This window comes from Mesorhizobium loti CJ3sym (assembly GCF_000472785.1).
In the GTDB taxonomy this organism is placed as follows: domain Bacteria; phylum Pseudomonadota; class Alphaproteobacteria; order Rhizobiales; family Rhizobiaceae; genus Mesorhizobium; species Mesorhizobium loti_E.
In genome coordinates, this window is record NZ_AXAL01000010.1 from 147,063 (window position 1) to 171,243 (window position 24,181).

Below are 24,181 nucleotides of genomic sequence, written 5' to 3' on the forward strand. Positions count from 1 at the left end.
GCCATGACCTTTTCCATTGTCGCGCGGTGCAGCCGCACCGGCATGTTCGGCGTCGCGGTGTCCTCCTCGTCTCCGGCGGTGGCGGCGCGCTGCGCCTATGCACAGGCAGGCGTCGGTGCCGTTGCCAGCCAGAACGTCACCGATCCGACACTTGGGCTGCGAGGCCTCGAATTGCTGGCGCGTGGCGCTTCGGCCGCCGAGGCAATCGCCATACTGCAGCGCACCGGCGCCTATCCTGAATACCGGCAGGTGCTGGCCGTCGATGCCGCTGGCACGACCGCGATCCATTCCGGACCCAGGGCGCTTGGCATCTGGGCGGAAGCGCGCGCGGAAAACGTCGCTTGCGGCGGCAACATGCTGGCCCATGACGGGGTGCCGCAGGCCATGGTCGAGGCCTTTCAGGCGTCGGAAGGGCATCTGGGCGACCGCCTCATCGCAACCATGCGCGCCGCGCTGAAAGCGGGCGGCGAAGCCGGCCCGGTACATTCGGCTGGCATGAAGCTGGTGCGCGAGGTCGCCTGGCCGGTCGCCGATCTGCGCTGCGACTGGACCGACGACTTCCCGATCGAGCGACTGGCGAGCCTGTGGGACATCTACAAGCCGCAGCTCGATGCCTATGTGACCCGGGCGATAAACCCATCCGATGCGCCGAGCTACGGCGTGCCGGGCGATGAATAGCCAAGCCGCAGCCAAGGATCTGCTATGAGCGAGCTCAGCCACAAGGACTGGATCGGCAGGGCGTCGGCTATCCGTTTTCGCGACAAGGCGTTCATCGACGGCAAGCCGGTTGCGGCGCGGTCCGGCCGGACCTTCGCCTGCGTCAACCCGGCAACCGGCGAGACGCTGGCCGACGTGGTGTCCTGTGGCGAAGAAGACATCGATCTGGCGGTTGCTGCCGCACGGCGCAGCTTCAACGACGGCGTCTGGTCACGGTCCAGTCCGGGGCACCGCAAGGAGGTGCTGCTGCGGCTGGCACAGTTGCTGCGCGAAAACCTGCATGAACTGGCGCTGCTTGAATCGCTCGACATGGGCAAGCTGGTCAGGGATGCGGTCTCGGTCGACGTCCCCGGCTCGGCGGCAATCTTCCAATGGTATGGCGAAGCCATCGACAAGATCTACGGCGAAGTGGCGCCGACCGGCGAAGGCGATCTGGTGTTGGTGCGGCGCGAGCCGCTTGGCGTGGTCGGCGCGGTGGTGCCGTGGAATTTCCCGCTCGACATGGCGACCTGGAAATGCGCGCCCGCACTTGCGGCGGGCAATTCGGTGGTGCTGAAACCCGCCGAGCAGTCGCCGTTGTCGGCCCTGCTTCTGGCCGAACTGGCCATAGAAGCAGGCCTGCCTGCTGGCGTGCTCAATGTGGTGCCGGGGCTCGGCGAAACCGCCGGCCAGGCGCTTGGCCGCCATATGGACGTGGATTGCCTTGCCTTCACCGGCTCGACCGCCGTCGGCAAGATGTTCCTGCAGTATTCCGGTCAGTCGAACATGAAGCAGGTCTGGCTGGAAACCGGCGGCAAGAGCCCCAACCTTGTCTTTGCCGATTGCAGGGATCTCGATGCGGCGGCCGACATGGCGGCCTTCGGCATCTTCTTCAACCAGGGCGAAATCTGTTCCGCCAATTCACGCCTGCTCGTGCAACGCGGCATCAAGGATGCTCTGGTCGAGAAATTGGTTCAGCGTGCGGCGGCCACCCAACCCGGCGATCCGCTCGATCCGGCTTCGAAAATGGGGGCGATGGTCGATGCCCGCCACGCGACCAATGTCATGCGGTTTGTCGAGGCCGGCAAGAAAACCGCGCGCCTGGTTGCCGGCGGCGATCTTGTCACCGTCAACGGCCGCGGCAGCTTTATCCAGCCCACCATCTTCGACGATGTCGCGCCCGCCGATCCGATTGCCCGCGACGAGATTTTTGGGCCGGTGCTGTCGGTCATCGCCTTCGATGACGAGGCGGAGGCGATCCGCATTGCCAATGACAGCCCATACGGGCTGGCCGCGTCGCTGTGGACCGACAGCCTGTCGCGTGCCCACCGCATCGCCGGCCGGCTTCATGCCGGTACGGTTTCCGTCAACACGGTCGACGCGCTGAGCCCGATGACGCCGTTCGGCGGCTTCAAGCAATCCGGCTTCGGCCGCGACCTGTCGCTGCATGCGCTCGACAAATACACCGCGCTGAAAACGACATGGATCAAATACTGATGGGCGCCTAAAGCGCATCGCGATTGAACGGATTCAAGCGATGCGCTTTAGGCCTTTGCTCTATGCATGTCGTTTGCGCAAAACCGGGGCCACTTTTGCGCGACATGCATTAGGCTTGATCGCAGCCCCCAAACCGGCAACATAGCCAGCCATGCCGCTACGCTTTACGCTCAGACAGCTGGAATATTTCGTCGCCGTCGGCGAAGCAGGCTCCATTGCCAAGGCGGCCGAACAGGTCAATGTGTCGCCGCCGTCGATCTCGGCCTCCATCGCCCAGCTGGAAACCGAGTTCGGCGTCCAGCTTTTTGTCCGCAAGCATTCGCACGGCCTCTCGCTGACGGCCGGCGGCCGCGTCTTCCTGAAGGAAGCCGCCCGGCTGCTCAACGACGCCGATGCCTTGCACGATGTCGCCGGCGACTTTGCCGAGAAGGTGCGTGGCCCACTGGCGGTGGGATGCCTGCTGACGTTCGCGCAGATTGTGCTGCCGGCTCTGCGCATGCGGTTCGAGCGCGCCTATCCCGATGTGCGTGTGCGCCAGTTCGAGCGCAATCAAGGCCAATTGCTCGAGATGCTGCAGCGTGGCGAAATCGACCTTGCCCTGACCTACGATCTCGAACTGTCGCAGGACATGACCTTCGAGCCGCTGATGCTGGTGCCGGCCTATGTAATGCTGCCGGCGGGGCATCGCTTTGCGGGCAAGGCGTCGATCACGACGGAGGAACTCGCCGACGAGCCGATGGTGTTGCTCGACCTGCCGTACAGCCGCGAATATTTCCTGTCGGCGTTCCACCAGCGTGGTATCAGGCCCAACATCGCCGAGCGCACCGGCGACATCGCGGTGATGCGCTCGATGGTGGCCAATGGCTTCGGCTACGGCATCGCCAATATGCGGCCGCTCAACACGCTGGCGCCGGATGGCAAGCCGCTTGTCTTTGTGCCGCTGGACGGCGACCTGCGGCCGCTGACCATGGGCGTCGCCTTGCCCAACTCCGACCATCGCACACAAACCGTCCAGGCGTTCATCGACCATTGCCGGCATTTCGTTGTCGAGCAAGGCGTGTTCGGCGCCGAACGGGCAGTCGGCTAAAGCGCGCCGTTTTCAGCGAATCTCTGATCGGCAAGCCGCTGCAGCAATGTTTCCAGCATGTCGTCGCAGCGGCGCATTTGCTCGACGCTGACGAATTCGTCGGGCCTGTGCCCCTGCGCCATCGACCCCGGTCCGCAAACCACCGTCGGCGTGCCGAGATCGCGGCTGAACAAGCCGCCTTCGGTGCCGAAGGCAACCTTCATGGTGTCGTTGGCGCCGGTCAGCGATTTGACGAAAGCCACGGCTTGCGAACTGGCTGGCGTGTCCAGGCCGGGATAGGTGTTGGTGATGTCGATGTCGATCGCCGCCTCGGGCGCGATGGCAGAGGCTTCAGCAGCAATGCGCGCAGCCTCAGCGCGTAGGCGGTCGAGAATCTCGTTCGGGTTGTCGGCCGCGACGTTGCGGATTTCGAAGTCGACCTGGCAGAGGTTCGGCACGATGTTCAGCGCTACGCCGGCATTGATCTTGCCGACATGGACGGTGGTGTAGGCAATGTCGTAATCGCCGTCGCGCGCGCCATCGCGCGCCAGCCGGTCCTGCTCGTGGCGCAAGGCGGCAACGAAGTCGCACCCGAGATGGATGGCGTTCAGCGCCAACGGGGCGAGCGCCGAATGGCCTTCGCGTCCCCTGCAAAGCGCGCGTGCGGCAAGCTTGCCCTTGTGCCCCGTCGCCACCTGCATGCCGGTCGGCTCGCCGACGATACACAGCAACGGCCGTTGCGGGGCTGCCTGCAGCATGTCGATCAGGCTGCGCACGCCAATGCAGCCGATCTCCTCATCATAGGAGAGTGCCAGGTGCAGCGGCGTCCGCAGCGTCCTTTTCGACGCCCTGAGACACGCCGCCAGCGCACAGGCAACGAAGCCCTTCATGTCGGCCGCGCCGCGTCCGTAGAGCTTGCCGTCGCGCTCGGTCATCCCGAAGGGTGGTAGCGTCCAGTTCTGCCCGTCGATGGGGACGACGTCGGTGTGGCCGGACAGCATGATGCCGGAAGCATCGCCCGGTCCGATGGTGGCAAGGAGGTTGGCCTTGTGGCCATCCTCGCTTCGAATGATCTGGCTGGCAACGCCATGCGCGTCCAGCATCTCCGCCACATACAAGATGAGGTCGAGATTGGAGTCGCGGCTCACAGTCGGAAAGGCGATCAGCTTTTCAAGGATACGGATGCTGTCCATGCGTCTCATGTCTCTTTGGCCGTGCGCATTATCTAGCATCGCGTGGCATTGGCCATGAAGTCGCATTTGGCTCAGCCGGGAATAACCGGATTCTAATCCGGCCGGGTCGATTAGGCGCGCCCTAATCGGCACAGAAGAAATCTGTAGTTTTCCAGCGCGTGCCGCAACTTATGAGTAGGTTCACGGCATCAACCGCTGGGCTGGCCGGCTTGCGCGGGGGCTCGAAACCATGATCGGGCATTTTGCAAGGCGACGCTGACAGGAAGGCAAATCCCATGCGCGATCCACGCTACGACATTCTGTTCGAGCCTGTGAAGATCGGTCCCGTGACCGCCAAGAACCGCTTTTATCAGGTCCCGCATTGCAATGGCGGCGGCTACCGCGATCCGTCCGCCGCGGCCGAGATGCGCCGCATCAAGTCGGAGGGCGGCTGGGGCGTCATCTTCACCGAGCAGACCGAGATGCACCACACGTCGGAGATCACGCCCTTCATCGAGCTCAGGCTGTGGGACGACGCCGATATTCCGGCACTGGCCAGGATGGCCGAGGCCATGCACCAGCATGGCGCACTAGCCGGCATCCAGCTCGCCTATTCCGGCATCAATGGCCCGAACCTCTACACCAAGGAAGTGCCACGCGGCCCGTCGGCCTTGCCGATCCGCACCTTCACCAACGATCCCGTTCAGGCGCGTGCCATGGACAAGCAGGATATACGTGACCTCAGGCGCTGGCACCGCAATGCCTTCAAACGCGCGAAACTGGCGGGTTTCGATCTGGTCTGTCTCTACGGCGCGCATGGCTTCGGCATCATTCAGCACTTCCTGTCCACCGCCACCAATCAGCGCAGCGACGAATATGGCGGCTCGCTGGAAAACCGCTCGCGGCTGATGCGTGAGCTGATCGAAGAGGGGCGCGACGCCATTGGCGACACTTGCGGCCTGACGCTGCGGTTGTCGCTGGACGAGATGATCGGCGAGCTTGGCTTCGCCAACTCCGAAGTGCGCGACATGATCGAGATGCATGCCGACCTGCCCGACCTCTGGGACCTGGCGCATGGCGCCTGGGAGGATTGCTCCGGGCCGTCGCGGTTCAAGGAGGAGGGGGCGCAGGAGAGCCTGGTATCCGGTATCAAGAAGCTGACCTCGAAGCCGGTCGTCGGTGTCGGGCGCTTCACCTCGCCGGATGTGATGGTCAGGATGATCAAGTCCGGCACGCTTGATTTCATCGGCTGCGCCCGTCCATCGATCGCCGATCCCTTTCTGCCGAAGAAGGTGGAGGAGGGGCGAATCGCAGACATTCGCGAATGCATCGGTTGCAACATCTGCATCACTGGCGACATGACCATGTCGATCTCGCGCTGCACGCAGAACCCGACATTCATGGAAGAGTGGCGCAAGGGCTGGCATCCCGAACGGATGCAAGCCAAGGGCGACAGCGACAGCGTGCTGATCGTCGGCGCCGGTCCCGCCGGGCTGGAGGCCGCGCGCGCGCTCGGCCTGCGCGGCTATCAGGTGGCCATTGCCGAGGCAGGCACCGAACTCGGCGGCCGCGTCGCGCGGGAGTGCCGCCTGCCTGGCCTTTCCGCATGGGGCCGTGTGCGCGACTATCGCCAGTACCAGCTCAGCCAGATGTCCAATGTCGACATCTATTTCGAAAGCCGACTGTCTGCCGAGGATATCCTGGCCTTCGGCTTTCAGAACGTCGCCCTCGCCACAGGCGCGACATGGCGCCGCGACGGCGTGGCGCGCGCCCATGTGGTGCCGATGCCGATCAGCCCGGCCATGCCGCTCTACACGCCGGATGATTTGATGGGTGGCAATGTGCCGACCGGCAACGTCGTGCTGTTCGACGACGACCACTACTACATGGGTGGCGTTCTGGCCGAACTGATGGCGCGGCAGGGCGCGAAGGTGACGCTCGTGACGCCATCCGCCTATGTCTCCGACTGGACCCGCAACACGCTGGAGCAGGGCGCCATCCATCGCCGGCTGGCCGGGCTCGGCGTCGAGATCGTTCTGAACAGGACCGTGACGCGCATTGTGCCCGGAGGTGTTGCCACTGCCTGTGCCTACACCGGTGCCGAACGCGATATCGCCGCCGACGCCGTGGTGCTGGTGACGTCGCGCCAACAGGATGATGGGGTCTGGACCGAATTGAAGGCGCGGCGGGACGAATGGGCCGACAGCGGCATTCGCTCGATCAAGGTCATCGGCGATGCCGAGGCGCCGGGTCCGATTGCCTGGGCGACCTATGCCGGCCATCGTTTCGCTCGTGAGTTGGACGAACTCGATATCGGCGACGCGCTGCCGTTCCGGCGAGAGGTGACGGCACTGGCCGCGCAATAGGGGATGAGATCATGACGTCCTTCGCTCTTTCCGCCGTGGATCGACGACTCTAAGTCCAGGGGACCGACAGCGTTGAACGAGCCCTCATGGGATCGATAACCAGGATAGATCGGGCACGAACGCGGTTGTGCGGGAGCGGATTTTTCCACCCACCCAGACTGCTGCGATATTGGCGCGCCCGGCGTTCAGCATGATCTTGTCAAACACATCGAGCGCACTGTCGAGTTTCGGCCAGAGTGATATGTTCGACGCGGGCACGTCCACGTCGACGACCAGCGCGTCGAATTCGAAGCCGGGCGCGAAGACGCCAACAGGTAGGCCGAGCGCCTCGCCGCCGCCGGCGGTGGCGAGCCAGAAGGCTTCCGCCGTGGTGATGCGGGAACCGGGTACGCCGCGTGCCTCACGAGCCGCCGCCGGATCGACACCGCTGTTCAGGGCGCGCGCGGCGATCATGGCAAGCCGCGCGCTGTCGAAGAGCGAAGGCGAATAACCGCCTGAAATGTCAGTGCCCAAGCCGACATGAACGCCCTTGTCGAGGGCGGCGCGCAACGGAAAGACCGCATCTGCGAAGTAAAAGTTCGAAAGCGGACAGTGCGCGAGGCCGGCCCCGGCGGCCTTGATCCTGTCGACATCTTTGGGAGAGACGAAGTTCGAATGGGCAAGGATGGTCTTGCCGGTGAGCAGCCCGAACCGCGCCAGCACCTCCGTGTCGGTCTCACCGAAACGGTTTTGGACATAGTTGTTTGCCCAGTCGCTTTCGCAGCAATGCGTCTGCACATGGCAGCCGGTCTCATGCGCGACGCGACCGAGCCCTTCTAGCAGCGCATCCGTACAGCTTGGCACGAAACGCGGCGTGATCGCCGGATGGACAAGTGTGTGCCCTTCGGGCTGCATCTCCGCCAGCCGCTGCATGAAGCGCCTGGTGTCCTCGACCGCCGCCCATGCGTCGGCATCGCGGTAGAAATCCGGGCACTGCCCCTGATCGTCCATGGCGACCTTGCCGACCAGCGCGCGCTGGCCCCGCTTGAGGCAGATTTCGGCGAGCGCAAGGTTGGCTTCGACATGAATGGTGCCGAAATAGACGGCGGTGGTTGTCCCGTTGGCGAGCAGGTTCTCGACCAGGGAGCTATAGACCTGTCGCGCAAACGCGGTGTCGGCATATTTCGCTTCGAGCGGGAACGTGTATTTCTGGAGCCACTCCTCGAGTGGCGCGTCAAGCGCCTTGCCAAGCTGCGCCCATTGCGGTGCATGGATGTGCAGATCCACCATGCCGGGCAAGAGGTATTGGCTGTCGGCGAGCGTGACCAGTGTTCCATCGTCATCCGCCGAACGGCGGATCGTCGCGTGGTCGGCGCGGTCGGGGCGTACGACATCGAAAATCCGCCCATCACCGCCGACCTTGATCAGACAGTTTTCCAAGACTTCCAGCTGACCGCGCTGCGGCGCATGGAAGGCGTTGCAGGCGACAGTGAAGCCTTCGTTTCCCATACCGTGTCCCAATTTCTGATGCCGCCGCCGATACCGTTCGCTCAGATGGCGCGGGCAGGCCCCGCAGGAAATATGCCTGACATGACGATGAAGCCCGGCACGCGCTTGACCCGGTCCCCCCAGCGGCGGATCGCCGGATAATCCTGTCGCGAGATGCCGCCTTCTTCCGAAAGCAGGACGTAGGGAAAGCAGGCAATGTCGGAGATGGTCGGATGATCGGCGGCGCAGATCCAGTCGCGGCCTACCTGTTGGCCGAACCACAGATGTTCGTCCAGAATGCGGAACAGACGGTGCGCGCCGGCGCGTGCCGCCTCGACGTCGAGATCATAAAACAGCCCGTCATGCAGACGTGCCGCCGAAGCGGTGGCGGTGATGCCATCGGCGAAAGCCAGCCATTGGCCGATCTCGCCCAGCAGCGCCGGATTGTCCCGCGGATACCAGTTTCCCGACGCATCATACCTGGCGGCGAGATAGACCAGAATCGCCTGCGCGTCTCGCAGGATCAGCCCGTCATCGTCGATTATCGGAAGCTGGCCAAGCGGGTTGAGCTTCAGGAGCGTCGCCGATTTGTGCTCGCGGCCGGGATAGAAATCCACCGGCACGATTTTGTACTCAACGCCGAGGATGCTCATCAGCAGGCGCAATTTGTAGCAGTTTCCCGACAATTCGAAATCGTAAAGCGTGATCATGCCATGGCCTTACAGGTCGAGCACGAGGCGCGCCGAACAGGCTCGCGACACACAAGTCATGATCTTTGTCCCGCTCCGTTTCTCCGCGTCGTTGAGATAGACGTCCTGATGATCCGGTTCACCTTCCAGAACCGTGGCGACGCAGGTGCCGCAGGCACCTTGTTCACATGAGGACGGCATGTCGATACCGTTGCCGCGCATCACCTCCAGGATGGTGCTGCCGGCCGGCACGCGAAGGGTGACCGCCGAACGCGCCAGTGCGATCTCGAAGCTCGAACTGTCGTCGATCGCCTTGGTGTTCTTGAAATACTCGAAATGAACGGAGGCATCGGGCCAGCCTTTTTCGGCAGCGATGCGCCGTGCCACCTCCAGCATCGGAGCGGGGCCGCAGAGATAGGCATGCATGTCTGGCCGGTAGTCGACGAGCAGTTCGGCGAGCTTCGCGGCGGTTGCCTGCGGATTGAGACCGAGATGCGACGTGAGCGCTCTGCCGAGCGTCGCCAGCCGTTCGGGAAAGGCCAGCTGCGTTTCGTCCTGCGCAAAATAGTGCAGCTCGCTCAGCAGGCTCATATGGCTGAGCGCTTGCGCCATGGCGATGAGCGGCGTGATTCCGATGCCGCCGGCAATGAACAGCGTCTTTACGGCGTCGCGCCGCAACGGAAAATTGTTGCGCGGCTCGGAGATGGCCAGCAGATCGCCTTCGCGCACCGTCTCGTGCAGGCACGACGATCCGCCCTTCGAGTCCCGCTCCCGCTTCACGCCGATCGTGTAGCTGTCTGTCTCGCCCGGTGCGTTGGTGATCGAGTACTGGCGGATCTGACCATTGGGCAGGTGTACATCGATATGGGCGCCGGGCTGGAAGGTCGGCAGCAGCCCTCGGATGGGGCGCAGTTCGAAGCCGGCAATGTCGTTGGCGGTCATCCATTTGCGCGCCACCTGAACGGTGATCGCCGCTCGACGTCCCGAGGCTGAAAGTGAGGGCATCTCCGCCAGTTCCGGCGCCACGCTTTCATAGACCGGCTCGATCGGCGGGGCGGCCGGGAGTGCCGCCGCCTCCCGCTCGACGCGGTCGCGCAATGCCGAGAGACGTTCGTTGTGATGACGCAGAATGGTGTTCCGCACCATCCCTTCGGCATTGCGGTCGAGCACACCGCGGATCACCGACCGGCTGGAATCGACTGGTTGCACGAAGAACACCGCTAGCGTCTCTTGCGACCCGGAACGGGCGCGCAGGGCAATCGAGAAACCCTCCGCTGCCTCGATTGAAACCAGGGCTTCCTTGCTGTCGATGGCGTTGTTCGGTTGGAACCGGTAGTCGGCGAGATGCGCCAAAGCCAACGCGGCCGGAGCGTTGAGCGGCATACCGCGCAGCACGAGCAGATTTGCGTCGTCTAATCCGGCGACCCGTGGCAGCGCTGCTGCCTCTTCGAGCGACGACCAGACCAGCCCGTAGCGTTCCTCTGCGGGGAAGGTGCGGTTGGTGATGGTTCGCGCAGGCGCGTCGGCGGGGTGCGCGGGAATATAGGTACAGCCGGCGGTGCGGTTGGAATAGCGCCAGCCGTGATACTGGCATTTCAATTCACGGCCGTCGCTGACACCAATCGACAGCCGTACGCCGCGATGCAGGCAACGGTTTTCCCAGACGTTGACATAGCCATCGTCGGCCCTCCATACCGCGAACTCGCGCCCGAACAACTGGCCGTGGAAGACGTGGCGGAACGGCAGATCATGCGACGCGGCGATCGGATGCCAAGGATGACTGGACACGATACCGTCTCCGGGTTCGAAATCAGGCGGCAACCGGAATGACCCCGTAGGTGATGCCCTTCTGGCTGAGCCAGCGGCGATAGGCGATGGCCGACTTGTCGGCCCGGATCGGCGTTTCCGCGCGGGGATCCAGCGGCAGCCGCTTGGGGAACTGGTTTTCCAGGATCGGCTTGTCCTGGCCGAAGATCATCAACTGGAAGCGCCGGATGAAGGTGTCGTCGTTCTGGTCGTCGAGAACGCTCAGCATCATGTGCGCCCGGACATGCTCCTGGTCCATCGGCTGCAGGAAGATGGCGATCACGTCCATGCGCTTCTCGTCGAGCGGGCTCGACTTGTAGAGCACCGAGCAGAACGGGTGCGGCACCCGGTAGACGTATTCCACATCTGCGCCGCCCTGTGCGACTGTCGAGGCCATGGGCTGGAAGAAACGACAGCGCGTGGCGAGTATCTCGTCGCCATCGACCGAAATCTCGACGTCGTACTCCTTGACCTCGGTATGCGGCTCGATGCCCAGGATACCGGTGTGGACATACGGAAAGTGGCCCATATCGAGGAAATTCTCGATGGCACGCGGTGCCGATACGTTCACTCCGATCGAGGCGGCGGCAATGTTGCGTCGGTCCGGCTCGGCATATTGCGGGATCGCGAAGATGTCGGCCGCTGGTGTGCCGAGCGAGGTCCAGAGATAGCCGTACGCGGTCTTGACGGGCAAGCCACCAGTGACGCTGGAAGCATCAACGGTGTCGCCGGCTCGAAGGTCCGGCCGCGCGCTCCAGGCAGCCGCTCGCCCGGACACGCCGACGGCAAAGCCGATCGGCTGTTCGAGCAGCATGGTGGTGCCCGCGACATCCGGCTTCGTGTCGCCAATTGCGACGATCGGATACCAAAGGTTCAGTGTCACCGGATCTATGGACGTCATCTCCCGCATGCTGTCGGCGCCTTCATCTCGACCGTCCGCATCGTCGCCATTCTTGAAATCCCAACGATTGGCACACCACGTTTGCAGAAAGCTTTTTGGATATCAATATCTTCTTTTTGTATCATCAAATTTTTAAGATCGGTTGACAATTCAAGCGGTTTCGTCCCAGTTTCGCCTATCGTATCAGACGCGCTGCTGGAACTCCGGAACCGGCGTCAGAAACGTAGAACGGCCACTCGCCACGGGCAATCGTCAATGAGCAATCGATCGCGCGCGATCGCCGATACCTTGACCAAGGCAATCCTTGAGCACCGGCTGGTTCCCGGTGCCAAGCTTGGCGAGCGCGAGCTTTCCGAGATTTTCAAGGTCAGCCGCATCGTTGTGCGCCAGGCGCTTATCCGGCTGGCCGACGACGGGATTGTCTCGATCGTTCGCAACCGCGGTGCCTTTGTCGCCAAGCCCAGCATGCAGGAGGCCTACGAGCTCTACGACGCGCTGACACTGATCGAGCAGGGCGTCGCCTCGCAATTGGCCGAGCGCATGGGTCCACGCGATTGGGCGGCCCTGCATCGGCAGATAGAGCAGACGCGACAGGCCATGGATTGCGGCAACCATGCGCTCGCCGATGCGCTCGGCCCGGATTTTCATACCCAGCTCATCCGCGCCAGCCGCAACAAAGTCGTGCAGGATATCCACGCGCAGATCGTGCGCCGCACGATGCTGCTGCGCTCGCTCTATTTCAACCATTTCGATTATTGCAGCCTGCTCGACGACCACTCGAAGCTTCTCGAACTGCTCGAAAAGAAGCGGGTCAAACAGGCCATGGACCTGATCGACGCGCACTACCGGTCGATCGTGCGCGGCTTTGTCATGGACGATTCAGTGTTTCCCGAAGCCAGCCCCGTGGAGGCGCTGGCACCGTACCTGGCCATCGCAAGAACCGGGACGGGACCGAACGGGCCGGCATCACGCAATGTGGAGGAAGATGGTGCGGCGGCCCTGACGGCGCATCACCATCTCGAAGAAAAGATCCGGCAGTGAACCAGACCGGGCGCAACGGAACCAGAACACAATCAGAGGGTAACGAACATGATCAAGACCACGAGACGGCAATTCTTAAAATATGGGGCAGTCGGAGCCGCAATCGGCGCCACCGGTTTTCCATCGATCCTGAGGGCAGCCGAGCCGCTCAAGATCGGCCAGGTGAACGCGTCGCCCGCCGCCGAAATCGGTTGGGCCAAGCAGCATGCGCTGGGCATCGACGCCATCAAGGCGGAGTTCGGCGACAAGGTCGCCGTCACCGTCATCGACAACATCTTCATGCCCCAGGACGCCGAGCGGGTGTTCCGTGAGCTTGCGTCGGCTGGCAACAAATTGATCTTCGGCACCAGCTTCTCGCTAGGCACGCCGATGCAGAAAGTGGCACCGCGCTTCCCCAAGGTCGCCTTCGAACATTGCTCCGGTATCGTCCATCTGCCCAATCTCGGCACGTTCGAGGCGAAGTACTATGAGGGCGCCTATGTGGCCGGCGCGGCCGCGGGTTACATGTCGAAGGCGGGCAAGATCGGCTTCGTTGGCGGCTTCCCGATTCCCGACATCGTCGGTCCGGCCAACGCCATCCTCCTCGGTGCGCAAAGCGTCAATCCGAAGGCCACCTGCAACGTCGTCTTCCTCAATTCCTGGTATGATCCGGGCAAGGAAAAGGAAGCCGCTCTTGCCCTCTTGTCGCAAGGCTGCGACGTGGTCTGCGGCATGACCGACACCGGCACATGCGTGCAGGTTGCGGGCGAAAAGGGGGCATGGTCGATCGGCTATGCCAGCGACCTTGCCAAATTCGCGCCGGAATTCCATCTCACCGCCTTCATGATGGACTGGACGAGCGACTATGTGCGCGCGGCCAAGGGTGTCGCCGACGGCACGTGGAAGTCGGAGGAACGATGGGATGGGCTCAAGGCCGGCGTGGTGAAGCTGGCGCCTTTCAACAAGAAAATCCCCGCCGAGGCGCAGGCCAAGCTTGTACAACTTGAGGCCGACATCGGCTCCGGCAAGGTCCACCCCTATGCCGGTGAGATCAAGGACCAGGACGGCAAGGTACGTGTGCCGGCCGGAGCGATGCTTTCCGACAAGGACATCCGCGCCACCAACTGGCTGGTCGCCGGCATGAGCGGCAAGCTCGCCTGATCGCCTGGCCATAGCCTCAAAACCGCTGCGCGCTGGACAGGCTCCGGCGCGCACCGGTAGCGTTGCGGCGCCAGCCCGACTCTTCCTGACAGTACAGGTCCAGCGATGATCCCGCGCCTCGAACTGCGCAACATCTGCAAACGCTATCCCGGTGTCGTCGCCAACGACGACGTTTCGTTGTCGATCTTGCCCGGCGAAATCCACGCTGTGCTGGGCGAGAACGGCGCCGGAAAATCGACGCTGATGAAGATCATCTACGGTGCCGTACAGGCCGACAGCGGCGAGATCCTATGCGACGGCAACCCGATCCATTCGCACAATCCAGCCGTCTCGCGCGCGCTCGGCATCGAGATGGTCTATCAGCATTTCGCGCTATTCGAATCCGTTTCCGTCGTTGAGAACATAGCGCTTTCCGTCACCACGCCGTTCAACCTGGCGGCGCTTTCGCGCAAGGTGCTTGAGCTTTCCCAGCGCTACGGCATGCCGATCGATCCGGCGCGGCTGGTGCACAATCTGTCGGTGGGCGAAAGGCAGCGCGTGGAAATCCTGCGCTGCCTCTTGCAGAACCCCAAGCTGCTGATCCTCGACGAACCGACTTCGGTGCTGACACCGCAAGCCGTGCTGCGGCTGTTCGATACGCTTCGGCAACTGGCGGCCGAAGGCTGCAGCATTCTATACATCAGCCACAAGCTGGACGAGGTCCAGACGCTTTGCGACACCGCAACCGTATTCCGCAACGGCCGGGTAACCGGCACGGCAAGGCCCAAGCAGACGACAGCAACAGAACTGGCGCGGATGATGGTGGGCTCGAAACTGCCCGAGATGCATGTCAGCCCTCCCGTCCCGGCCGAGAAACCCATGCTCGAGATTCGCGGGCTGTCCGCAGCGGCGACAGACATTTACGGCGTCGACCTCGCCGATATTTCCTTTGACGTGTTCGGTGGCGAGATCGTCGGCATCGCCGGCGTGTCGGGCAACGGGCAGGCCGAACTTGTTTCCCTGCTCAGCGGCGAGCGGCTGCATCCCCAAAGCAACGCGATCCGCATTGGCGGCATCGCCTCCGGTCATCTCGACGCAGACGGTCGCCGTCGCGCAGGCATCGCCTTCGTCCCGGAAGAGCGGCTCGGCCGCGGCGCCGTGCCGGCGCATTCGCTGATCGAGAACGGCCTGCTCACCGGTCACCGCCTCGGCTCGGTGCGCCACGGCATGGTCGACCGCAAACGCGCCGCCGACTTCTCGCGCGACATTGTCGAAAAATTCAAGGTGAAGACCAACGGCGTCCGCGCCAAGGCGCAGAGCCTGTCGGGCGGTAACCTGCAGAAATTCATCGTCGGCCGCGAAATCGCCTTGCAGCCGAAGCTGCTGCTTGTCTCACAGCCGACCTGGGGCGTCGATGTCGGCGCGGCCGCCTTCATCCGCCAGACGCTGGTTGATCTCAGTCGTGCGGGCGCTGCCGTGCTGATTGTCTCGGAGGAACTCGACGAGCTTTTCGAGATCTGCGACCGGCTGCTGGTGATTTGCAACGGCCGGCTGTCGAAGTCGCTCATTCGCACGCAGACGGACCGCGAGGAAGTGGGGCTGCTGATGACGGGACTGGATGGCAGTGTTGTTGCAAACGGTGGAGACAGCCTTGCGCTTCACGATTGAACAACGGCCCGAGCCCTCGGCCGTCATGCGCGTCGTGGCTCCCGTCGCTGCGATAGCGTTGACCCTTGTCGTCGGCGCGGGTCTGTTCGCGGCACTTGGCCACAATCCCGTCGCCATGCTCGACGCGTTCTTCATCGCGCCGCTCAATTCGCTGAACGGCCTTTCGGAATTGCTGCTGAAGGCGTCGCCGCTGATCCTCATCGCCTGTGGCCTTGCGGTTGGCTTTCGCGCAAATGTCTGGAACATCGGCGCCGAGGGCCAGCTCATCATGGGGGCGATTGCGGCGACGGGTGTCGGGCTCTTTTATCCAAACCCGGATAGCGTGCTTCTTTTGCCGCTGATGTTCTTGGCGGGCATGGCCGCCGGCATGGCCTGGGCTGCGATACCAGCCTTTCTACGGGCGCGCATGAACACCAGCGAAATTCTTGTCACGCTGATGCTGACCTATGTGGCGACACTGTTCCTATCGTGGCTGGTCCACGGCCCATGGCGCGATCCTGCCGGCTTCAACTATCCGCAAACCGCGATGCTGCCGCCGTACGCCCTTTTTGCGCCGTTTGACGATGCCTACCGTGTCAACCATTCAGTGTTCATCACCGCTGTGGCAGTGGTCGTTATGTGGATTTTCACCGACCGCAGCTTTCTAGGCTACAAGATGGCCGTGGCAGGCGCTGCACCGCTGGCCGCTCGCTATGCCGGTTTCCGTGAATCGGCCGCCATATGGATTGGACTTCTGGCAGGTGGCGCTGCCGCCGGCGTCGCGGGCATGGCTGAGGCGGCAGGACCGCTTGGACAGCTTTCGCCCAACGTCTCGCCTGGTTACGGCTTCGCCGCAATCATCGTTGCCTTTGTCGGCCGGTTGAACGCTTTCGGCATCGTGCTGGCAGGCTTGCTGATGTCGCTGCTCTTCCTCGGTGGCGAAACAGTCCAGGTGTCGCTCGGTCTGCCCTCGGCGCTGACTCGCGTGTTTCAGGGCGTCCTGTTGTTCTTCCTGCTCGCCGCCGACTTCTTCATCTTCTACCGCATTCGCCGCGTTGGGGGGCAGAACTGATGGATCTGTTCATCGCCATCTTCACGGGCACGATCGTCGCCGCCACGCCTCTGGTGCTGGCCGCGCTCGGCGAACTGGTGGTGGAAAAGTCCGGCGTGCTCAATCTCGGCATCGAAGGCATGATGCTTACCGGTGCGGCCCTTGCCTTCGGGGTTGCGCTTGCCGGCTTGCCGCTACCGCTTGCCATCGTTGCCGGCGTCGCCGGCGGCGCGGCGTCTTCGATGCTGTTCGGCGTGCTGGCGTTGACCTTCCTGACCAACCAGTACGCGGCCGGCTTGGCTCTGGCGATCTTCGGCTCCGGCCTGTCGGCAATGATCGGTAACGGCTTCGGCAACACTCCGATCGCAGCGCTCGGCACGCTTCATATTCCGGTCCTTTCGGACATTCCGCTCGTTGGACCGCTCATCTTCCGCTTCGACATACTGGTCTATTTCAGTCTGTTCATGGTCGTCTTCATCGGCTGGTTTCTCTACCGGACCAAGGCCGGCCTGGTGCTGCGCACGATCGGCGAATCGCCGCAGTCGGCGCATGCGATCGGCTATCCGGTGGTCCGCATTCGCTATCTCGCGGTGTTGTTCGGCGGCGCCATGGCGGGATTGGCAGGCGCGTATCTGTCGGTGGTCTATACGCCGCTATGGGTAGAGAACATGACCGCCGGCCGGGGTTGGATCGCGCTCGCACTGGTGGTTTTTTCCACTTGGCGCCCCTATCGTGTCCTGCTCGGGGCATGGCTGTTCGGCGGCATGACAATCCTGCAACTCCAGGGTCAGGTGCTCGGCATCGCCCTGCCGTCAGAACTGCTTTCCGCGCTGCCATATCTGGCGACGATCGTGGTGCTGGTGATCATCTCGCGCAATCGCCAGATGCTCGCCTTGAATTTCCCAGCCTCCCTGGCAAAGCCCTTCAGGCCCGCCGGCTAGAAATGTGTCACTGCGCGAATTCCGGCCCGGTCCAGTTTCTGGCCGGAAGCAGTGTCCGGGGCTAAGCCCCTGCAACCCCCCACATCCATCAGCGTTCGCTGCGCTCAACAGCGCCGCGCTCGATACGGCTGCTCGCCGATCTCGTCGCGCGCATGTTCCAGCTTTGCCATGGTGGCCCTCACACAGCGTTCGAAGCCGTGCCTCGGGGAAAAACCAAGATGCGCGCCAAGAGCGGAATAATAGTTCTCTATATAATCCATAGACATTATATTCTGCCTTCGTCGACAGCCACCCTGTCGGTAGTTTCCTCCCGCAGTCGCCCGACAGGGCTATCAAAGGAGTGACGGATGGGTCGGCATATTCGCTTCAACGCTTTCGACATGAATTGCGTTGGCCACCAATCCCCTGGCCTGTGGAAGCATCCACGCGACAAGTCCTGGAAATACAAGGATCTGGACTACTGGCAGGACCTGGCTCGGACGCTCGAGCGTGGTATTTTCGACGGCATATTCATCGCCGATGTCATCGGCTACTACGACGTCTACAAGGGCTCGAATTACCACGCGATCGAGCAAGCGGCGCAGATTCCGGTCAATGATCCCTTGCAATTGGCAGCGCCAATCGCCCTTGCCACCGAGCATCTCGGCATTGGCATTACCGCCTCGACCTCGTTCGAACATCCCTACACATTCGCCCGCCGCCTTTCGACCGCCGACCATCACACCAAGGGCCGTGTCGGCTGGAATATCGTGACCTCGTATCTGGAAAGCGGCGCCAAGAATGTCGGCCAGACCGGCCTGAAAAGCCATGACAACCGGTACGAGGTCGCGGCCGAATATGTCGAGGTGCTCTACAAGCTGTTCGAAGGCAGTTGGGAAGAGGGCGCGGTGCTGCGTGATCCGGTCCGTGGCATTTTCACCGACCCCAGCAAGGTCCACGAGATCGGCCACAAGGGCAAGTTCTTCGAAGTACCTGGCTACCATCTGTCGGAGCCGTCGCCGCAGCGCACTCCGGTTCTCTATCAGGCGGGCGCCTCGGGTCCGGGCAAGGCCTTCGCCGCTGCGCATGCCGAGTGCGTTTTCGTCGGCGCGCCGACGAAAACGCTGCTCAAGGCCTATGTTTCCGAAATCCGTCAAAAAGCCGCTGCCGCGGGCCGAGATCCGAAGAATGTTCTGATCTACAATCTCACCACGCTGATTGTCGATGAGACCGACGAGAAGGCGAAGAAGCGCTTCGAGGAATACCAAGGCTATACATCCTACGATGGCTCGCTGGTGTTCATGTCGGGTTGGACCGGCATCGATTTCGGCCAGTATGCGCCAACCGACGCGCTCAAGAAGGTCGAGACCAATGCCATCGTCTCGATGGTCGAGCACTTTGCCGGCAAGGACAAGGCCTGGACCGTGGAGGAACTGGCGAAATGGGGCGGCATCGGCGGCGTCGGGCCTGTCTTCGTCGGCTCGGCCGGCACCATCGCCGATATCCTGCAGGAATGGGTCGATGAAACCGGTGTCGATGGCTTCAACCTCGCCTATGCGGTGACGCCCGAAAGCTTCGAGGCGACCGTCGATCTGCTGGTGCCGGAATTGCAGAAGCGCGGCGTCTATCCCACCGCCTACAAGCCCGGAACATTGCGTGAAAAGCTGTTCGGCCAAGGGCCCTATCTTCCCGCGACGCATCCGGCCGACGGCTACCGTGACATCGAGGCCGTCAAGCGTCGCGAAGCCGACCGTGCCTCGGCGTCCCGCCTGAAATCCGTGAATGCGTGATGAGCGGCCTGCTTGAACTCCACGACGTGTCGCTGTCCTTCAAGGGCGTACGAGCGCTGAATGCGCTGAGCTTCAGCGTCGCCAAGGGTGAGATCTGCGCCTTGATCGGGCCGAATGGCGCCGGCAAGAGTTCGCTTCTCAACGTCATCAATGGCGTCTATCGCGCCGACGCCGGCGACATTGTCTTCGACGGGCTGCGCTTCGAGGCGATCCATCCGCAGAAGGCGGCCCATCTCGGCATCGGCCGGACCTTCCAGCACAATGCGTTGTTCCGCCGCTTGTCGGTGCGCGAAAACGTGTTGGCCGGTCTTTCTCGTCATGGCAACGCCAGCTTTTTCGAAAACATCTTCCGGCTGGGCAGGGACGGCGCCGAGCGCCACGGCTTCCTTGCCCGCGCCGAACGCACCATGTCGTTCCTCGGGCTCGATCGCCATGCGGGAAAGATCGTTTCGACACTTCCCTACGGTCTTCAGAAACGCGTCGATCTCGCCCGGGCATTGGTCGCCGGCCCCAAGCTGCTGCTGCTCGACGAACCGATGGCCGGCATGAACCAGGAAGAGAAGGAGGAGATGAGCCGCGTGATCCGCGAGGTCAATCGCGTCTTCGGCTCGACCGTGGTGCTGATCGAGCACGATGTCGGCATCGTGCTCAACCTCGCCAGCCATGTGGTGGTGCTCGATTACGGCCGCAAGCTCGCGGACGGGGCACCCGACGAGGTGCGCAAAAACCCCGACGTGATAGCCGCCTATCTCGGCACGGTTCACTGAGGAACTCATGTCCTATTTTCTTGAAACATTGGTCAGCGGTCTGTTTGCCGGAGTGATGTACTCGCTCGTCGCGATCGGTTTCGTGCTCATCTACAAGGCGTCCGGGGTCTTCAATTTCGCGCAAGGGGCGATGCTGCTGTTTGCGGCGCTGACCTTCGTCACCCTGATCGAGAAGGGCATGCCGTTTGCCCTGGCCTTCATCGTCACATCGCTTGTCATGGTGGCGATGGCGATCCTGATCGAGTGGCTGGTGCTTCGGCCCTTGCGAAACCGCGATCCGTTGACGCTGTTCATGGCCACTTCGGGATTGAGCTACGTCATCGAGGGTTTTGCCCAATTGCTGATGGGCATGGATGTTCACATGCTCGATCTCGGCATCCCCGATGTCGCGGTACAGGTCGGCGGCATCTATGTCAGCCAGTTCGACATCATTGCCTCGTTGATTGCGCTGACGCTGGTCGCCACGCTGGCCATCACTTTCAACAAGACGCGTATGGGCATCTCGCTTCGCGCGGTGGCTTCCGACACGCTTGCGGCGCAGTCGATCGGCATCCGCCTGCCTGTCATCTGGCGCATCGTCTGGAGCGTCGCCGGCATCGTGGCCCTGGTTGCCGGCCTTGTCTGGGGATCGCGCCAGGGTGTGCAATATTCGCTCTCGCTGGTGACGCTCAAGGCGCTGCCGGTGCTGATCATCGGCGGCTTCTCCTCCATCCCGGGCGCCATCGCCGGCGGCCTGCTTGTCGGCGCGACCGAGGCGTTGGCCGACATCTATATCGGCCCGCTGGTCAATGGCAGCGTCTCCACCTGGTTTGCCTACATCCTCGCTGTCGGCTTCCTGCAGATCCGCCCGGCCGGCCTGTTCGGCGATCGCGAAATCGAAAGGGTCTGATCGTGACCACGCTGCAGGAATCCGCCCCGACCAAGCCGCTCCGCCGGCCTGCCCTTGGGGTCGGCACCATCGCCATCGTCGCTGGCCTGGTTGCCGCCTTCGCGGTGCCGGCCCTTGCCGACGATTACTGGCTGAGTTCGATCATCATCCCGACGGTGATCATGGGGCTTGCCGGCATCGGGCTGAACCTGCTGATGGGCTATACCGGGCTGGTGTCGATCGGTTCGGCTGCCTTCATGTCGATCGGCGCCTTCTCGACCTACAATCTGCTGCTGCGCGCGCCGTTCTTGCCCCTGCCGGTCGTCCTGATCCTTGCCGGCCTGATCGCGGCTGCTGCCGGCGTCATCTTCGGGTTACCGTCGCTGCGCATCAAGGGCTTCTATCTCGGCGCTTCGACGCTGGGCGCCCAGTTCTTCTTTGAATGGCTGTTCACCAATTTCAGCTGGTTTTCGAATGACAGCCAGTCGCTGACCATCTCGGCGCCTCGACTGCAGATCCTCGACTACGACCTCCAGTCGGCCACCGGACGCTACTATCTGGTGATCGCGACCACGGTGCTGCTGATCGCGCTGGCCTTCGCCATTGTCAAAAGCCGTGTCGGCCGCGAATGGATGGCGATCCGCGACATGGATGTCGCTGCCTCGGTCATCGGCATCCGCGTTGCGCGCCGCAAGCTGCTGTCCTTCGGCATAAGTTCGTTTTTCCTTGGCATCGCCGGCGCCCTCTGGGCCTTCGGATATCTTGGCACCTCGGATGCGCATGCGTTCAATCTCGATAAATCGTTCCAGATACTGTTCATCGTCATCATTGGCGGCGTGGCTACCATCTTCGGCAATTTTCTCGGTGCCGCCTTCATCGTGCTGACGCCGATCCTGCTCGACCGGCTGTCACTGGTCATCGATCTTTCATTCCTCGGCGATCAGGGCGCGCTGGCAAACCTGCAGCACATCATCTTCGGCACGATCATCATCGTGCTGCTGATCAAGGAACCGGATGGATTGTCGAGCCTGGGAAGGCGCGGCGTGGAGGCCCTTCGCTCGCGAACACGCTCATCCGGTTGAACTCGAACAGGCGAAAGACCTCGGCGCCGGGTCTTTCGCCTCCTCCCAAGCATCAGTCGTCACTTTCGCCAAACCACTCAAACAAGGGTTGCACCATGTCATTGCTAACCAAGACCATGTCGCTGGCGGCCGCTGCCGCGATGGCCGTCACGCTGCTGAGCAGCGCGTCCTTCGCCGAAGACGGCACCGGCCAACAGCTCTATCCGCTGTTCACCTACCGCACCGGGCCCTATGCTCCATCGTTCATTCCGTTCGGCGCCGGCAACATCGATTATCTCCGCTACATCAATGAGGTCGAGGGCGGCGTCGACGGCGTCAAGATCCTGGTCCAGGAATGCGAGACGGCCTACACGATCGAGCGCGGCATCGAATGCTACGAACGCTACAAGAACGGCTACAACGGCGCGCTGACGGCGTCGATCTATCCGCATTCGAGCGGTCTCGACGTCGCGCTCACCGACAAGGCTCGCATCGACAAGATCCCGATCGTCAGCCCTGGCGGCGGCCAGAACATCGCCACCGACGGTCGCGTCTTTCCCTACCAGTATCCGTTGGTGTTCGACTATTGGAGCGAAGCCCAGATCATCGTCGACTACATCGCCCAGCAGGCGGGCGGCTATGACAAGCTCAAGGGGCTGAAGATCGCGACGCTCTATCACGATAGCGGCTATGGCCGCGACACGATCGAGCCGCTCGGCATCCTCTCCAAGAAATATGGCTTCGAAGACATCCAGATCCCGGTTCCGCATCCCGGCGAACAGCAGCAGACACAGTGGCAGCAGATCCGCCGTGCAAACGCCGACTGGGTCTTCCTGCGCGGCTGGGGCGTCATGACGCCGGTGGCGATCAAGACCGCGGCTCGCGTCGGCTTCCCGGCCAATCGCATCATCGGCGATATCTGGAGCGGTTCGGAAGACGATGCCCGTCCGGCGGGCGCTGCCGCCAACGGCTACCTCGCCGTCTCCGTCTTCCCGCCGGGCACCAACTACGGCATCTTGAAGACGCTGAAGGCTGACATCCTCGACAAGGGCAAGTCCGACCTGAAGGACAATTCGAAGTTCGGCACCGTTTACTACAATTACGGCGTGATCGAAGCCATCACCTTCGTCGAGGCGCTGCGCACCGGCCACAAGAAATTCGGCAACAGGCCATTGACCGCCGCCGAAGGCCAGTGGGCGCTCGAAAACCTCGACATCGATCAGAAGCGGATCGCCGAGCTTGGCGCGGAAGGGCTCATCAGCCCGCTGAAAACCTCCATCGACAACCACAAGGGCGAAACCATCGCCGCCAAGATCATCCAGTGGAACGGTCAGTCCTGGGACACAAGGACCGACTGGATCAAGGCCGATGCCTCGCTGTTTGCCGACGTCATCAAGGCAAAGGCAGCCGCCTACGCCAAGGAAAAGGGCATCGAGCCCCGCGTTGCAACGAACTGACGCCAACGGTACCGACAGGATCGACCCATGACCATTGCAACAAAAAGCTTCCTCGAGATCCAGAATATGGAAGCGCTCTATGGTCAGGCGATCCTGGCGGTGCGCGACGTATCGCTCAAGGTCGAGCAGGGCAAGATCGTTGCCCTGCTCGGCGCCAATGGCGCGGGCAAGACCACAACGCTGAAGGCGGTTTCCAATCTGCTTGGACCAGAGCGCGGCAAGGTCAGCCGTGGCAGCATCCTGTGGCAGGGCGAGCCGGTCAGCGGCCTTTCGGCTTCCAGGCTCGTCGCCAAAGGTGTCGTGCAGGTGCTGGAGGGCCGTCATTGCTTTGCGCAATTGACGGTCGAAGAAAACATCCTCTCCGGCGGCTTCGTCCGCAAGCCGAGCAGGGCGGACCTGCAGCGCGACATCGAACGGATCTACACATGGTTTCCGCGCCTCAAGGAGAAGCGCAAGGTGAAGGCCGGCCTGACCTCCGGCGGCGAACAGCAGATGGTGGCCATCGGCCGCGCGCTGATGACCAAGCCCAGCCTTGTGCTGCTGGACGAGCCGTCCATGGGTCTGGCGCCGATCATCGTTCAGGAAATCTTCGAGATCATCCGCATTCTGAACCGTGAGCAGGGCGTCAGCTTCCTGCTTGCCGAGCAGAACGCCAATCTCGCGCTTCGTTACGCCGACTACGGCTACATCCTCGAAAACGGCCGCGTTGTTCTGTCGGGAACGGCAGAGGAACTGCGAACCCGTGAAGATGTCCAGGACTTTTACCTGGGCGGTACCAATGTCGCCAAACCACACTGACC

20 protein-coding genes are annotated in these 24,181 nt (G+C 62.6%); 15 read left to right on the forward strand and 5 right to left on the reverse strand.

What is annotated here, in order from left to right; genetic code table 11:
- The first annotated feature begins 3 nt into the window (after positions 1-3).
- The 3 genes from A3A9_RS0115530 (at position 4) to A3A9_RS0115540 (ending at position 3,280) form a co-directional block, all read left to right on the forward strand.
- The gene (locus A3A9_RS0115530; RefSeq protein WP_027059605.1) at positions 4-678 is read left to right on the forward strand and encodes a DUF1028 domain-containing protein; all 675 of its coding nucleotides are present in this window, start codon (positions 4-6) and stop codon (positions 676-678) included.
- Positions 679-702: 24 nt separating this feature from the next.
- Entirely contained in the window at positions 703-2,193 is a 1,491-nt protein-coding gene (locus A3A9_RS0115535; protein ID WP_027059606.1) for an aldehyde dehydrogenase, read from the forward strand.
- A gap of 151 nt (positions 2,194-2,344) precedes the next feature.
- Complete coding sequence (locus A3A9_RS0115540; RefSeq protein ID WP_027033890.1) at positions 2,345-3,280, forward strand: LysR family transcriptional regulator; 936 nt, start codon at positions 2,345-2,347, stop codon at positions 3,278-3,280.
- Here the strand turns inward: A3A9_RS0115540 and argE are convergent.
- Positions 3,277-4,452, reverse strand: a complete 1,176-nt coding sequence (gene argE, locus A3A9_RS0115545) for an acetylornithine deacetylase (RefSeq protein ID WP_027059607.1) — start codon at positions 4,450-4,452, stop codon at positions 3,277-3,279. The genes A3A9_RS0115540 and argE overlap by 4 nt on opposite strands.
- Positions 4,453-4,727: 275 nt before the next feature.
- On the opposite strand from argE, the gene A3A9_RS0115550 reads away from it, so the two are divergent.
- On the forward strand, positions 4,728-6,797 hold the full coding sequence (locus tag A3A9_RS0115550; protein WP_027059608.1) for an NAD(P)-binding protein: 2,070 nt from the start codon (positions 4,728-4,730) through the stop codon (positions 6,795-6,797).
- An 84-nt stretch (positions 6,798-6,881) separates the two neighbouring features.
- Here A3A9_RS0115550 and guaD read toward each other — a convergent pair whose 3' ends face one another.
- From guaD to A3A9_RS0115570, 4 genes are read right to left on the reverse strand one after another with little or no spacing between them, the layout of a single operon-like run.
- On the reverse strand, positions 6,882-8,285 hold the full coding sequence (guaD, locus tag A3A9_RS38855; protein ID WP_051370932.1) for a guanine deaminase: 1,404 nt from the start codon (positions 8,283-8,285) through the stop codon (positions 6,882-6,884).
- A 41-nt stretch (positions 8,286-8,326) separates the two neighbouring features.
- The gene (locus A3A9_RS0115560) at positions 8,327-8,974 is read right to left on the reverse strand and encodes a glutathione S-transferase family protein (protein WP_027059609.1); all 648 of its coding nucleotides are present in this window, start codon (positions 8,972-8,974) and stop codon (positions 8,327-8,329) included.
- Positions 8,975-8,983: 9 nt separating this feature from the next.
- Positions 8,984-10,741, reverse strand: coding sequence for a Rieske 2Fe-2S domain-containing protein (locus A3A9_RS0115565; protein ID WP_430515885.1), 1,758 nt, complete (start codon positions 10,739-10,741; stop codon positions 8,984-8,986).
- Positions 10,742-10,763: 22 nt separating this feature from the next.
- Entirely contained in the window at positions 10,764-11,669 is a 906-nt protein-coding gene (locus tag A3A9_RS0115570; protein ID WP_027059611.1) for an aromatic ring-hydroxylating oxygenase subunit alpha, read from the reverse strand.
- Positions 11,670-11,915: 246 nt separating this feature from the next.
- Between A3A9_RS0115570 and A3A9_RS38860 the strand changes: the two genes are divergently transcribed.
- From A3A9_RS38860 to A3A9_RS0115625, 11 genes are all read left to right on the forward strand, one after another.
- Positions 11,916-12,701, forward strand: coding sequence for a GntR family transcriptional regulator (locus A3A9_RS38860; RefSeq protein WP_082222100.1), 786 nt, complete (start codon positions 11,916-11,918; stop codon positions 12,699-12,701).
- A 48-nt stretch (positions 12,702-12,749) separates the two neighbouring features.
- A complete protein-coding gene (locus tag A3A9_RS0115580; protein ID WP_027059612.1) occupies positions 12,750-13,841 on the forward strand; it encodes a BMP family ABC transporter substrate-binding protein in 1,092 nt (363 codons plus the stop codon).
- 105 nt (positions 13,842-13,946) lie between these two features.
- A complete protein-coding gene (locus A3A9_RS38865) occupies positions 13,947-15,488 on the forward strand; it encodes an ABC transporter ATP-binding protein (RefSeq protein WP_033838576.1) in 1,542 nt (513 codons plus the stop codon).
- The gene (locus A3A9_RS0115590) at positions 15,472-16,539 is read left to right on the forward strand and encodes an ABC transporter permease (RefSeq protein WP_027059613.1); all 1,068 of its coding nucleotides are present in this window, start codon (positions 15,472-15,474) and stop codon (positions 16,537-16,539) included. The genes A3A9_RS38865 and A3A9_RS0115590 overlap by 17 nt, the downstream gene beginning before the upstream one ends.
- Entirely contained in the window at positions 16,539-17,459 is a 921-nt protein-coding gene (locus A3A9_RS0115595) for an ABC transporter permease (protein WP_027059614.1), read from the forward strand. The genes A3A9_RS0115590 and A3A9_RS0115595 overlap by 1 nt, the downstream gene beginning before the upstream one ends.
- 347 nt (positions 17,460-17,806) lie before the next feature.
- On the forward strand, positions 17,807-19,228 hold the full coding sequence (locus A3A9_RS0115600; RefSeq protein WP_027059615.1) for an LLM class flavin-dependent oxidoreductase: 1,422 nt from the start codon (positions 17,807-17,809) through the stop codon (positions 19,226-19,228).
- Positions 19,228-19,995 carry an ABC transporter ATP-binding protein gene (locus A3A9_RS0115605; RefSeq protein ID WP_027059616.1) on the forward strand — a complete coding sequence of 256 codons (768 nt, stop codon included), beginning with the start codon at positions 19,228-19,230 and terminating at the stop codon, positions 19,993-19,995. The genes A3A9_RS0115600 and A3A9_RS0115605 overlap by 1 nt, the downstream gene beginning before the upstream one ends.
- A gap of 7 nt (positions 19,996-20,002) precedes the next feature.
- Positions 20,003-20,884, forward strand: coding sequence for a branched-chain amino acid ABC transporter permease (locus A3A9_RS0115610; RefSeq protein WP_027059617.1), 882 nt, complete (start codon positions 20,003-20,005; stop codon positions 20,882-20,884).
- An 11-nt stretch (positions 20,885-20,895) separates the two neighbouring features.
- Positions 20,896-21,945 carry an ABC transporter permease subunit gene (locus A3A9_RS38870; RefSeq protein ID WP_033838599.1) on the forward strand — a complete coding sequence of 350 codons (1,050 nt, stop codon included), beginning with the start codon at positions 20,896-20,898 and terminating at the stop codon, positions 21,943-21,945.
- A gap of 95 nt (positions 21,946-22,040) precedes the next feature.
- Positions 22,041-23,381: an ABC transporter substrate-binding protein gene (locus A3A9_RS0115620; protein WP_027059618.1), complete on the forward strand. Its 1,341-nt coding sequence runs from the start codon at positions 22,041-22,043 to the stop codon at positions 23,379-23,381.
- A gap of 27 nt (positions 23,382-23,408) precedes the next feature.
- Entirely contained in the window at positions 23,409-24,179 is a 771-nt protein-coding gene (locus tag A3A9_RS0115625) for an ABC transporter ATP-binding protein (protein WP_027059619.1), read from the forward strand.
- Positions 24,180-24,181 lie beyond the last annotated feature (2 nt).

Coding starts and splice junctions, on each gene's coding strand:
- A3A9_RS0115530 (WP_027059605.1), top strand. CDS start 4: ATGACCTTTTCCATTGTCGCGCGGTGCAGCCGCACCGGCATGTTCGGC.
- A3A9_RS0115535 (WP_027059606.1), top strand. CDS start 703: ATGAGCGAGCTCAGCCACAAGGACTGGATCGGCAGGGCGTCGGCTATC.
- A3A9_RS0115540 (WP_027033890.1), top strand. CDS start 2,345: ATGCCGCTACGCTTTACGCTCAGACAGCTGGAATATTTCGTCGCCGTC.
- argE (WP_027059607.1), bottom strand. CDS start 4,452: ATGGACAGCATCCGTATCCTTGAAAAGCTGATCGCCTTTCCGACTGTG.
- A3A9_RS0115550 (WP_027059608.1), top strand. CDS start 4,728: ATGCGCGATCCACGCTACGACATTCTGTTCGAGCCTGTGAAGATCGGT.
- guaD (WP_051370932.1), bottom strand. CDS start 8,285: ATGGGAAACGAAGGCTTCACTGTCGCCTGCAACGCCTTCCATGCGCCG.
- A3A9_RS0115560 (WP_027059609.1), bottom strand. CDS start 8,974: ATGATCACGCTTTACGATTTCGAATTGTCGGGAAACTGCTACAAATTG.
- A3A9_RS0115570 (WP_027059611.1), bottom strand. CDS start 11,669: ATGCGGGAGATGACGTCCATAGATCCGGTGACACTGAACCTTTGGTAT.
- A3A9_RS38860 (WP_082222100.1), top strand. CDS start 11,916: ATGAGCAATCGATCGCGCGCGATCGCCGATACCTTGACCAAGGCAATC.
- A3A9_RS0115580 (WP_027059612.1), top strand. CDS start 12,750: ATGATCAAGACCACGAGACGGCAATTCTTAAAATATGGGGCAGTCGGA.
- A3A9_RS38865 (WP_033838576.1), top strand. CDS start 13,947: ATGATCCCGCGCCTCGAACTGCGCAACATCTGCAAACGCTATCCCGGT.
- A3A9_RS0115595 (WP_027059614.1), top strand. CDS start 16,539: ATGGATCTGTTCATCGCCATCTTCACGGGCACGATCGTCGCCGCCACG.
- A3A9_RS0115600 (WP_027059615.1), top strand. CDS start 17,807: ATGGGTCGGCATATTCGCTTCAACGCTTTCGACATGAATTGCGTTGGC.
- A3A9_RS0115605 (WP_027059616.1), top strand. CDS start 19,228: ATGAGCGGCCTGCTTGAACTCCACGACGTGTCGCTGTCCTTCAAGGGC.
- A3A9_RS0115610 (WP_027059617.1), top strand. CDS start 20,003: ATGTCCTATTTTCTTGAAACATTGGTCAGCGGTCTGTTTGCCGGAGTG.
- A3A9_RS0115620 (WP_027059618.1), top strand. CDS start 22,041: ATGTCATTGCTAACCAAGACCATGTCGCTGGCGGCCGCTGCCGCGATG.
- A3A9_RS0115625 (WP_027059619.1), top strand. CDS start 23,409: ATGACCATTGCAACAAAAAGCTTCCTCGAGATCCAGAATATGGAAGCG.